Here is a 10,903-nt window from a genome sequence, read left to right on the forward strand (position 1 = left end):
GCGGCAACCGTATTAGTCCCGGTTGGAAGGAAGGTCTACCGGAAGGCTGCTATCGCAGCCAGCCGACGGCCAATTCCTTGGCGGCATCCAACGCCCTTTGCGGCAGGGTGCCAACGCCGACCGACTCGGCGGCAAAAAGCGGCGTCTCCTGGCTCAGCGTGTCGCCGATCCAGACGCGCAGCGCGCCAACCGGTTGCCCCTCCTCTATCGGCGCGGCGACCGGCCCGTCATAGACGATCTTCGCCGTCAGCTTGTCGCGGTTGGTGATCGGCAGGAAGATGTCGACCGGTCCCTTGGCCTTCAGCGCCACGCCGGACTTGGCGCCGCCGAAAACCTGGGCCTCGCCGACCACTTCGTCCTTGGCGAAGATTTCGGTCTTCTCAAAGGAGCGAACGCCCCAGTCGAGCAGCTTCCGCGCTTCCTCGGAGCGCTCGCGGTCGCTGGCCAGTCCGCTCAATGCCGCGATCACCCGCGTGCCATTGTGGCTGACCGAGCCGACGATGCCGAAGCCGCCGGCCTCGCTCATGCCGACAGCCAGACCGTCGGCGCCGATGTCCATCGCCAGCAGCGGATTGCGATTCCTCTGCGCGATCTTGTTCCAGGTGAAATCCGCCTGGCCATAGTAGCGGTAGAGGTCCGGATAATCGCGCCAGAGATGCAAGGCGAGCTGCGCAAGCTCGCGCACGGTCGTCTGCTGGCCATCGGCCGGCAGGCCGGTCGAATTGACGAAGGTCGATTTCTGCAGGCCGATCTCACGGGCGCGCTCGGTCATCTGCGCCGCAAAATTCTCTTCCGATCCGGCCATGCCTTCGGCCAGCACCATGCAGCCATCATTGGCGGCCTGGACGGCGATGCCCTGGATCAGGTCCTCGACCCGGATCGAGGATTTGAGCTTTGCAAACATCGTCGATGTTCCGGACGGTGCGCCACCCTTGCGCCAGGCATTCTCCGAGACCACGAAGGTGTCGTCGAGCTTCATGCGCCCGGCTTTGATGGCATTGAAAACCACTTCCATGGTCATCAGCTTGGCCATCGACGCCGGCGGCATCAATTTGTCGGCATCCTTGGCAAACAGCACCGTGCCGGTTTCGGCATCGATCATGAACGCTTGCGTCGCCTTGGTCTCGAAGAGCTGCGCGTCGGCCGGGGCCAGCGAAAGCAGCAGAAGACCAAGACCCAGAAGCCCGGCGAAAGGCTCAAAAAAGCGAAATCGCATGAGAGGTTCGACCCGTTAGCCGGCGTGGCGCCAGCTTGGCAAGGCTATCAGGCTTTTTCCCGGCGGATCAACCGCCGATCGGGAAACCGGCGGGCTTTCGCATCAGTTGCGCACCACAAGCGCGTCAGGCGCACCATGCGACCATGCCGCCTGCAGCATCTCGTCCAGGCTGCGGTGACCGTCGGGGTAAAGATTGACCGAATACCAGTCCTTGCCGTCGAGCTCGGAGCGCTGGATTTCGGTCTTGCCGAAGCCGGCAAGCTCTGCCGCCACGCGCTTTGCCTCCGCGGCATCCTCGAACGAACCGGCAGCGACATAGTCCGTCGCCGAAGCGGTTGGCGGGGCTTGCCGCTTCCACGACTGCAGCACGTCGGCGGGCGACATGCCGTCGCCATCGAGCGAGGCAAAGACGTCGGCGGCGCGATGCACGCGCTCGTCGGCATACCCCAATGACGCCACGGCAAACGGCGATTGGCGCGGCATGTTGACGTCAGGACGCTCGGGCACGATCGGGCCGAAATCAGGCAGCGTCACATCACTGAACGCCGGCGTCTCACCCGACAAGGCCGGCTGCGCCTCGAATGCCTCTCCGGTGTTCGTCAACTGGCCGGGAAACGCCACGGCCGTGGCAGCTACGGGCAGGCTTGGCGACGGGCCGTTCATGGCGACCATGACGCCGGTCGGCAGGCCGTCCGACGGATCCGGCACCCTGTTGCCGGGGTGATAGGAGGCCATAAGATACTGGTCGTCATTGCCATCGAGTGGCGCGCGGCCAATATATTCCACTTTGACCTTGGCCGTGCCGACCTTGGCATAGTCAAGCATTTCGGCGGCGCGTTCCGAGACATCGATAATGCGCCCCTCATGGTAGGGGCCGCGGTCGTTGACGCGCACGATGACCGAACTTCCGGTCTCGGTGTTGGTGACGCGGGCATAGCTCGGCAGCGGCATGGTCGGATGCGCCGCCGTCAGATGCGTCATGTCGTAGACTTCGCCATTGGCGGTCAGCCGGCCATGGAAGGCGTCACCATACCAGGAGGCCAAACCAACCTTGGCGTAGTGCTTGTCCTCCTTGGGATAATACCACTTGCCGCGCACCTGATAGGGCTTGCCGAGCTGGTCGCGGCCGCCGCCGCGCCGCATGTATTGAACGCGCGGACTGGCTTTCACGCCGTACTCGGTCTCGGCAAAATATTCCTTGGAGCGGGGTTTCCTGTCGACCATGGCTTTCGGCTGTGGCTGCGAAGCGCAAGCGGCCAGCAAGGCAGCCGACGCCGCGAACAGCACGAAAGTGGAAGCGCGACGAAGACGCGGGCGCGCCGTGGTCTGCATTTTTTCTGAAGTCCCCTACAGTCTCGACACAGGCCGCATTTAAGCGTCGGAAGACGCCAGAGCACTTATCCGACAAATGCCGTAACGCCCTGATCCCCAATCCCTTTGTGCGCAGGAATTGTTTATCAGCGTATTAACCGATTATGTCCGGAACCGGGCAAGATTGTGGCGCCCTCGCCTCGGCCTGCCGGTGGCTTTCCACTTCGCGATGTGTTGATGTGCGACACGACGGAGACGCGCCAATGCCGCCGCAAAGAATGTACGGGCTCTACCCAGCCATCGTCGTTGACGACCGTGATCCCGACGCGTTGTTCCGCATAAAGGTCCGCAGGCCCGATATAGGCGCAGACCAGGGCAGTTGGGCTGCCGCGTGCCTATCGGTCGCGGAGCTCGCCACCCAAGCAGTCGCGCTTCCTCCCAAGCAATCGCAGGTCTGGATAATGTACGCCGCCGGCGACCCAATGCGACCAGTCTGGATCGGATGCGGATTTTCGGCGCTCGACCGGCGATAGGCTGAGCGCGCGGCACGTCGGCTGTCGCTGCCGAGCGGATCAGGCTTGGCCTGAAGGTCTATGTCTGCCCGGCAATCAGCATGGCCCTCAAGATGGGGGCGCCTGACATCGCTCAGTCTGTCTGCGACACCACTTGCTGCGCCGTCATCTCCGACAGCTTTCCGCGCCTTGTCAAAATCGGCTTTTCGTAAGTCTTCTTCACGGAGCCCTCCGAAAGTTTGAAAACACGCCGCAAGTTGGCCAGCCTTGTGCCTCATTGTCAATTCGCCGGCTTGAATTGATCCGGGCAGTAGCTTGCCACGACCAACAGGGGATTCACTGCGAAACGCTGAAAATCTCGCCAAGGCCGAAATCGGCCTGGCGCGTTGCCGCTGGCAGAAGGCGCCCCGTGCCGGTTGACAGGGCTTTGCCGGGCACACTAGAGCAATGACAAGCGGATGATCTCCAGATGCCGCTGCGCCGAAAGGCAAGAGCGGAGGTCGAGACGAGCGCTTGACGTGATTGAAAAGTCACGTTGGAGGGATGGCCGAGCGGTTTAAGGCACCGGTCTTGAAAACCGGCGTGGGTGCAAGCTCACCGTGGGTTCGAATCCCACTCCCTCCGCCATTTCTATAATATTATCTATTAAAAACAGTAACTTAATTCATGCTTTATCTGGGACCAACCATTGGACCCACCATAAATTCAGCAGTTGCGTATTGGTTTCTCAATAGCACTTTTGGCGTCCGGTTTTGGAGCTGATCGAGCTCGATTGAGTAGCTCAGGTGCGTGCCTGGTGCTCGCTTGGGTGTGCCTGTTAATTGACGATCACACGCTTCCCCTCGCCAGTGTATGTCAGAAAAATCCATAGATCAGTTTATTGAACTTGATCCTGCACAATGTAAGCACCGATAACCATCGGGTACGGTCCGCGGATGATCCTCAATCTGCTCATCGGCACCATCATCATAAGCCTCACGGTGTTGATCCATACCTTTGGTCTGATCGCCGTCACACACGCGATGAGACACTTGGTCGCCCGGTTTCGCATGCACGGGCGCCGCAGCCGTATCGTCGCGATGATCAGCGTGGTGATGGGGCTATTTGCTGTCATGACCGCGGAGGTGTGGCTCTGGGCAGGACTATACCGGCTGCTTGATATCTTCGCAGATTTCGAAACCGCCCTTTACTTTTCTACCATCACCTTCTCGACTGTTGGCTACGGCGACATCGTGCCCGCCCATGCGTGGCGTGTCCTGGCGGCGCTAGAGGGTGTGAACGGGTTCCTGCTCATTGGCTGGTCGACCGCCTATCTGATTGCGGCGGGCACCCGCATCGGCCCGTTCAAGGCCGGCGAGCATTTCTGAACTGGCCAATTTCAGACCGCTACCGAATGCCTGGCTTTGCCGGTTTCAAAATATTTGTCGAATTTCGCCGCGATGCTCCTGACAAAGGGCCGGCTTTCCGCCGGCACGACGAAACGGTCGGCGTCAAGCTCGAGCAAGCGCGCAGGATCGTGAAGCGCCGTGGAACTCGCTTTAGCGAGGAGTCTTTGCCCGGCTTCGCCAAAGCGTTCCACCAGCTCGATCGCCGAAAACCCGAAATCGCACATCAGGCGCTCTATGATCCAGCCGCGAACGCGATCGTCATCGGAAAACGCAATCCCACGGACAGCAGCCAGTCCGCCGTCTGCGACCATGCGCCCATATTCGGTGGTCGAAGGCATGTTCTGGGCAAAGCCTTGCCGAAACTGGCTGATTGACGATGGGCCGAGGCCAATCAAAGTTTCGCAGCGATCCTCGGTGTAGCCTTGAAAGTTCCGGTGCAAAGTCCCGGCGCGTGCCGCAATCGCTAACGCATCACCCGGTTTGGCGAAATGGTCGAGCCCGATTGCTTCGTATCCATTGTCCACGATCGCCTGCGCGGCCAGTTGCGATTGGGCAAACCGTTCCGCGGGACCGGGCAGCCATGCCTCGTCGATCATCGTCTGATGTTTCTTGAACCAAGGCACATGCGCATAACCAAAAAGCGCGATCCGATCCGGTTCCAGGGTCAGTGCCTGCGCGACCGTGGAAGCGACGCTCTGCCTGGTCTGGTGCGGCAGGCCGTAGAGCAGATCGAGATTGACGGATTCGACGCCGCGCGAACGAACGCCGTCAACAACCGTCTTGGTCTGCAGGAAGCTCTGCTCGCGGTTGATTGCCTTCTGCACCTTTGGATCGAAATCCTGGACGCCGAGGCTCGCTCTTGTCATGCCGATTTCGGCAAGCGCGTCGAGACGGGCATCGTCCATGTCGTTGGGTTCGATTTCAACGCTGATCTTGGCGCCGGGCAGAAAGGCGAAGCTGTTGCGCAGGGCGGTTCCCATCGCCACCATATCTCTAGGTTTGAGCATCGTCGGCGAACCGCCGCCGAAATGGACGGCACCAACGCGGCCCTTGCCCGCGACAAGACCGGCGACGGTGGCGATCTCGGCATGCAGTGAGCGAAGATAGGTGGTCACCGGCTCGTAGTGGCGTGTCTGCTTGGTATGGCAGGCACAGAACCAGCAAAGCTTGTCGCAGTACGGGATGTGCAAATAGAGCGAGATCTCGTCGCCCTCGTCGAGCGCCTGCAGCCACCCTCGACAAACGGCAGCATCGACACCTGAATGAAAATGCGGCGCTGTCGGGTAGCTCGTATAGCGCGGCACGTTTTCACCAAGTCTGGCAACGAATCCTGGCTGCATGTCTCTATCCGCTCCACTTTCCATGGCGCGACATTGATTACATTCGACGCCATCAGCCTTGATTTCGGTCAAAGCCTTCTACGGACAAACTGCCGCAAGGATTTTCCTGCCGCCGATGCTATCTTGCCGGCACTTTGGGTCCTCGGACGATCATGATGACAATGCGTCAGGATGTTCACAACGCCGGCATTCCCGTGCTTTGCCAATCATGCGAAGCGCGCCACCATGGCGTCTGCGGCGCGCTCGATCCCGATCAACTGGTGGGCCTCGCCAAGACCTCATCGAAGCATAATGTTGAACCGGGCGCAGAACTGATAGGCGACACCGAGACCGTCGATAGTTATTCGAACGTGCTTTCGGGCGTGGTGAAGCTCACCAAGAGCCTGTCGGATGGACGCCAGCAGATTGTCGGCCTCCAGTTCGCTCCCGATTTTCTGGGGCGGCCTTTCAAAGTGGAAAGCGCAATCAACGCCGAAGCCGCTACCGCCGTTTCCGTGTGTTCGTTTCCAAAGGCCGCCATCGAACGGATGATGAAAGAATCACCGGAACTCGAGCATCGTTTGCTCAAGCAGACACTGAACGAACTGGACGAAGCCCGCGACTGGATGGTGACGCTGGGGCGCAAGAACGCTTCGGAAAAGGTGGCGAGCTTTCTCCTGATGATCGCCAGGAACATCGACCCAACGCTCGATCCAGCTGCCCAGTCGACACGTTTCGATCTGCCGCTGACCCGCGCCGACATCGCGGATTTCCTGGGTCTGACGATCGAGACGGTGAGCCGTCAGCTGACCAGGTTGCGATCGGATGGCGTGATCAGGATCGAGAACAATCGGGAAGTCACCGTCGACGACTTGACCAGGCTGCAGCGACGCTCTGGCGTCTAAATCAATCGACGACCCCGATCATCGGCAAGACGTGCTCGCGTTCAAAGGCGATATGCCGGCGCAAGCTTTCGAAGAAGCCGCGTAGCATGAAGCCGACTGCTTCGGCATTCTCGACCGTCTCGCCATGGCCGATCGCCAACAGAACTTCAGTCACCTCGCCGGCAAAGCATTCGTCCTCGACGTGTTCGGCACGCAATCGCCGGGTTGAGGCAAGGTTGGCATCGCCGGTCAAAGCGGCTTCGTAGGCCGGAAAGATGACCGTCTCTTCATATTGGTGGATGTTGCGCAACAGCGGGACGATCGCGTTTGCCGTACTCAGGCATTTCAAGCGGTCAACCTTCGGCAAGGTATCCGCGATTGTTTCGAGGGCCTCGCAGAGCCGTAGCTTTTCCAGATGCGCACGTTTCATCACCGCCGCCGGAACCGCCTCCCTGCCAGATCGGGGTGCCAGTATTGAATTCTCGCGGCTTGTTTCGCTCGGCAGCGACCCCAGCCCCTTCTCCCTGTGCAACGGCAGCCTCCTGATCGTTTGCGCGACCGAAGCTGCCCAATCCAAAAAGAAGTGGCCTTGACATGGATCAAGGCGTCGATGCGCCGACTGCTGAATTGGTGTCGACGCGGATTGGCGTCCGCGCATCACAATCCGAGGTCGGGGACATCTCATGAAGTTCGGCACTCAAATCTTCGCTTTGAGCCTGTTCACGTTTGCAGCTCTCGTGGCCGCTGGCTTCGGGGTGGACGAGCCTTTCCGGCAACATATGTGGGTGCTGTTTTTTGTGCTGCTCGGTTTTGTTGCCATCCTCATCCGCAACACGAGTTTCGAAGCCGCCGCACCGATCGACCCTTCAGCCTATATGGACGGGCCAGTCCGCTACGGCGCCATTGCCACCATGTTCTGGGGTGTCGTCGGCATGCTGGTCGGCGTGGTCATCGCGTTGCAGCTTGCCTATCCCGATCTCAACATCCAGCCCTGGTTCAACTTCGGCCGCTTGCGGCCGCTGCATACTTCGGGCGTCGTCTTCGCCTTCGGCGGCAACGCGTTGCTTTGCACGTCATTATACGTCGTGCAACGCACCTGCCGCGCCCGACTGTTCGGCGGCGATCTCGCCTGGTTCGTGTTCTGGGGCTACCAGCTTTTCATCGTCATGGCCGCGACCGGCTACCTGCTCGGCATCACCGAGAGCCGCGAATATGCGGAACCCGAATGGTATGTGGACATCTGGCTGACCATCGTCTGGGTCGCCTATCTCGTCCTGTTCCTTGGCACGATCCTGAAGCGCAAGGAACCGCACATCTACGTCGCCAACTGGTTCTACCTCTCCTTCATCGTCACCATCGCGATGCTGCATGTGATCAACAACCTGTCGATGCCGGCCTCCTTCCTCGGCTCCAAGAGTTACTCGGCATTTTCGGGGGTCCAGGACGCCCTGACGCAATGGTGGTACGGCCACAATGCCGTCGGCTTCTTCCTCACCGCTGGCTTCCTCGGCATGATGTATTACTTCGTGCCCAAGCAAGCTAACCGACCGGTCTATTCCTACCGGCTGTCGATCATCCATTTCTGGGCGATCATCTTTCTCTACATCTGGGCCGGGCCGCATCACCTGCACTACACCGCCCTGCCCGACTGGGCGCAGACGCTCGGCATGGTGTTTTCGATCATGCTGTGGATGCCGTCCTGGGGCGGGATGATCAACGGCCTGATGACGCTGTCGGGCGCCTGGGACAAGCTGCGCACCGATCCCATCATCCGCATGATGGTGGTGGCAATCGCCTTCTACGGCATGTCGACCTTCGAAGGTCCGATGATGTCGATCAAGACGGTCAATTCGTTGTCGCACTATACCGACTGGACCATTGGCCACGTGCACTCCGGCGCGCTCGGCTGGGTCGGCTTGATCTCGTTCGGCGCAATCTACTTCATGGTGCCGAAGCTGTGGAACCGTGATCGTCTCTACTCGCTGCGGCTCGTCACCTGGCACTTCTGGCTGGCGACGCTCGGCATTGTTGTCTACGCGGCGGTCATGTGGGTATCCGGCATCATGCAGGGCCTGATGTGGCGTGAATACGACGAGCAGGGCTTCCTGGTCTACTCCTTCGCCGAAACCGTGGCCGCCATGCACCCCTACTACGTCATGCGCGCCATTGGCGGAGCCATGTACCTCTCCGGTGCCCTGATCATGGCCTGGAACATCACCATGACGATCCTTGGATACCAGCGCGAGGAGGAGCCGATGCCCGGCTCCGTTCCCGCCCTTCAGCCTGCCGAATAAGGAGCCAGAAAATGGGCTTGATGGACAGACACGCACTGATCGAGAAGAACGCCACGCTTCTTCTCGTCGGCTCCCTCCTGGTGGTCACTGTCGGCGGCATCGTCGAGATCGCGCCGCTCTTCTATCTCGATAACACGATCGAGAAGGTCGAAGGCATGCGGCCTTATTCGCCGCTCGAACTTGCCGGGCGCAATATCTATGTGCGCGAGGGCTGCTACCTCTGCCACAGCCAGATGATCAGGCCTTTCCGTGACGAGGTTGAACGCTACGGCCATTACAGCCTGGCCGCGGAGTCCATGTACGATCATCCTTTCCAGTGGGGATCGAAACGCACCGGACCGGACCTCGCCCGGGTTGGCGACCGCTACTCGAATGTCTGGCACGTCGATCACCTCTCCGACCCACGTTCGGTCGTGCCGGAATCGATCATGCCGAGCTACGCGTTCCTCAAAGACGCGCCCATCAACGTGAAGGACTTCTCGACGCATCTGGTTGCCAATGCGCGCGTTGGCGTGCCTTACACTGACGACATGATCGCGCACGCCAATGCCGACCTGATGGCGCAGGCTGACCCCAACGCCGACACATCCGGCCTTGAGGCCCGCTACCCCAAAGCCAAGATTGGCGACTTCGACGGCAATCCGCAACAGGTCACCGAAATGGATGCCCTTGTCGCCTATCTGCAGATGCTTGGCACGCTGGTGGATTTCAAGAATTACGACGAAGCCGCCGGCTACCGCTGAGGAGTTTTATCCATGGATTACAATCTAATGCGAGAGTTTGCCGACAGCTGGGGTTTAGTCGCCATGGCGCTTTTCTTTGTCTGCGCAATCGCCTTCGCGCTTCGCCCCGGCAGCCGCAAGCTGGCCGACGAAGCTGCCCGGATTCCCCTTGAGGACGAGTGATCATGAGCGACGAGCATATCGATGAAATCTCTGGCGTCTCGACCACCGGGCACGAATGGGACGGTATTCGGGAACTCAACAACCCGCTTCCGCGCTGGTGGATATGGACGTTCTACATCACCATAGTCTGGGCGATCGGCTACACCATCGCCTACCCGGCATGGCCGCTGCTGCACTCGGCAACCAGGGGTGTGCTCGGCTATTCCAGCCGCAACGATGTCGGGAACGAGCTCGCAGCGGCCGAAGTTGCGAAGGGCAAGTATGTCACTGCGGTGGAATCGAAAACCGTCTCGGAGATTGCTGCCGACGATGCCTTGCGCGAATTCGCGGTCGCTGCTGGCGGCGCCGCTTTCAAGGTCAATTGCGTCCAATGCCATGGCTCCGGCGCCCAGGGCTCCAAGGGCTTTCCCAACCTTAATGACGACGACTGGCTTTGGGGCGGCAAGGCTGAGCAGATCCAGCAGACAATCACGCACGGCATCCGCTTCGCGTCCGACCCTGACACGCGCCTGTCGGAAATGCCGGCCTTCGGTGACATCATCACCGCTGACCAGATCGCTCAGGTCAGCACCTACATCGCCAGCCTTTCCGGCAAGGTCCAGGACGCCAGTCTGATCGCGCCTGGCGCCAAGGTCTTTGCCGAAAATTGCGTGGCCTGTCATGGCGACAATGCAAAAGGCAACAAGGAACTCGGGGCCCCCGACCTGACCGATGCGATCTGGCTCTATGGCTCCGGCGAAACAGCCATCGCCGCACAGGTCCGCGCGCCGAAACAGGGCGTGATGCCGGCCTGGGGCGCGCGCCTGGGCGAGACCAAGGTCAAGGAACTGGCAGTCTACATCCATTCGCTTGGCGGTGGGGAATAGGAACGGGAGGCCTATTTCCTGCCCTCGACCGCCAAGGCGACGAGGCCTGGTTCTGCCGGGCCTCGTCTTGCATTGCGGCCACCGCGATTGACCTGCATCAACGCGGCGCAATCCAGTCCGCGGCAAAGTCCACGCAATGCTGCATATCGCACATCTGCCTGAGAGCAATCAGGCCGATTGTCCGGCGACATGAGAAGCTGCGCAACTG

11 protein-coding genes and 1 tRNA gene are annotated in these 10,903 nt (G+C 60.3%); 8 read left to right on the top strand and 4 right to left on the bottom strand.

Going from position 1 to position 10,903, the window contains the following annotated elements:
• Positions 1 to 49: 49 nt before the first annotated feature.
• Positions 50 to 1,216: a D-alanyl-D-alanine carboxypeptidase family protein gene (locus AC1DXU_RS29245; RefSeq protein WP_477374543.1), complete on the bottom strand. Its 1,167-nt coding sequence runs from the start codon at positions 1,214 to 1,216 to the stop codon at positions 50 to 52.
• Positions 1,217 to 1,318: 102 nt separating this feature from the next.
• Positions 1,319 to 2,548, bottom strand: a complete 1,230-nt coding sequence (locus tag AC1DXU_RS29250) for a septal ring lytic transglycosylase RlpA family protein (protein ID WP_477374545.1) — start codon at positions 2,546 to 2,548, stop codon at positions 1,319 to 1,321.
• 257 nt (positions 2,549 to 2,805) lie between these two features.
• Between AC1DXU_RS29250 and AC1DXU_RS29255 the strand changes: the two genes are divergently transcribed.
• From AC1DXU_RS29255 to AC1DXU_RS29265, 3 genes are all read left to right on the top strand, one after another.
• Positions 2,806 to 3,060 carry a phage baseplate assembly protein V gene (locus tag AC1DXU_RS29255; protein ID WP_477315119.1) on the top strand — a complete coding sequence of 85 codons (255 nt, stop codon included), beginning with the start codon at positions 2,806 to 2,808 and terminating at the stop codon, positions 3,058 to 3,060.
• Between the two features lie 516 nt (positions 3,061 to 3,576).
• Positions 3,577 to 3,666 (top strand) — tRNA-Ser (locus tag AC1DXU_RS29260).
• A 308-nt stretch (positions 3,667 to 3,974) separates the two neighbouring features.
• Positions 3,975 to 4,406: a potassium channel family protein gene (locus AC1DXU_RS29265; protein ID WP_477314699.1), complete on the top strand. Its 432-nt coding sequence runs from the start codon at positions 3,975 to 3,977 to the stop codon at positions 4,404 to 4,406.
• An 11-nt stretch (positions 4,407 to 4,417) separates the two neighbouring features.
• Here AC1DXU_RS29265 and hemN read toward each other — a convergent pair whose 3' ends face one another.
• A complete protein-coding gene (gene hemN, locus AC1DXU_RS29270; protein WP_477374547.1) occupies positions 4,418 to 5,767 on the bottom strand; it encodes an oxygen-independent coproporphyrinogen III oxidase in 1,350 nt (449 codons plus the stop codon).
• Between the two features lie 155 nt (positions 5,768 to 5,922).
• On the opposite strand from hemN, the gene AC1DXU_RS29275 reads away from it, so the two are divergent.
• Positions 5,923 to 6,651, top strand: a complete 729-nt coding sequence (locus AC1DXU_RS29275) for a Crp/Fnr family transcriptional regulator (protein WP_477315121.1) — start codon at positions 5,923 to 5,925, stop codon at positions 6,649 to 6,651.
• Between the two features lies 1 nt (position 6,652).
• Here AC1DXU_RS29275 and AC1DXU_RS29280 read toward each other — a convergent pair whose 3' ends face one another.
• On the bottom strand, positions 6,653 to 7,060 hold the full coding sequence (locus AC1DXU_RS29280; protein ID WP_477315123.1) for a hemerythrin domain-containing protein: 408 nt from the start codon (positions 7,058 to 7,060) through the stop codon (positions 6,653 to 6,655).
• A gap of 253 nt (positions 7,061 to 7,313) precedes the next feature.
• On the opposite strand from AC1DXU_RS29280, the gene ccoN reads away from it, so the two are divergent.
• Genes ccoN through ccoP form a run of 4 tightly spaced genes read left to right on the top strand, consistent with a single transcriptional unit; the run spans position 7,314 to position 10,695 of the window.
• Positions 7,314 to 8,924 (top strand): cytochrome-c oxidase, cbb3-type subunit I, encoded by a 1,611-nt coding sequence (ccoN, locus tag AC1DXU_RS29285; protein ID WP_477374549.1) that lies wholly within the window; start codon positions 7,314 to 7,316, stop codon positions 8,922 to 8,924.
• 11 nt (positions 8,925 to 8,935) lie between these two features.
• Positions 8,936 to 9,667 carry a cytochrome-c oxidase, cbb3-type subunit II gene (gene ccoO / locus AC1DXU_RS29290; RefSeq protein ID WP_477374551.1) on the top strand — a complete coding sequence of 244 codons (732 nt, stop codon included), beginning with the start codon at positions 8,936 to 8,938 and terminating at the stop codon, positions 9,665 to 9,667.
• A gap of 12 nt (positions 9,668 to 9,679) precedes the next feature.
• Positions 9,680 to 9,829 (top strand): cbb3-type cytochrome c oxidase subunit 3, encoded by a 150-nt coding sequence (locus tag AC1DXU_RS29295; protein ID WP_477374553.1) that lies wholly within the window; start codon positions 9,680 to 9,682, stop codon positions 9,827 to 9,829.
• A gap of 2 nt (positions 9,830 to 9,831) precedes the next feature.
• A complete protein-coding gene (gene ccoP / locus AC1DXU_RS29300; RefSeq protein WP_477374555.1) occupies positions 9,832 to 10,695 on the top strand; it encodes a cytochrome-c oxidase, cbb3-type subunit III in 864 nt (287 codons plus the stop codon).
• Positions 10,696 to 10,903 lie beyond the last annotated feature (208 nt).

Source organism: Mesorhizobium sp. P3_A10 (assembly GCF_056403175.1).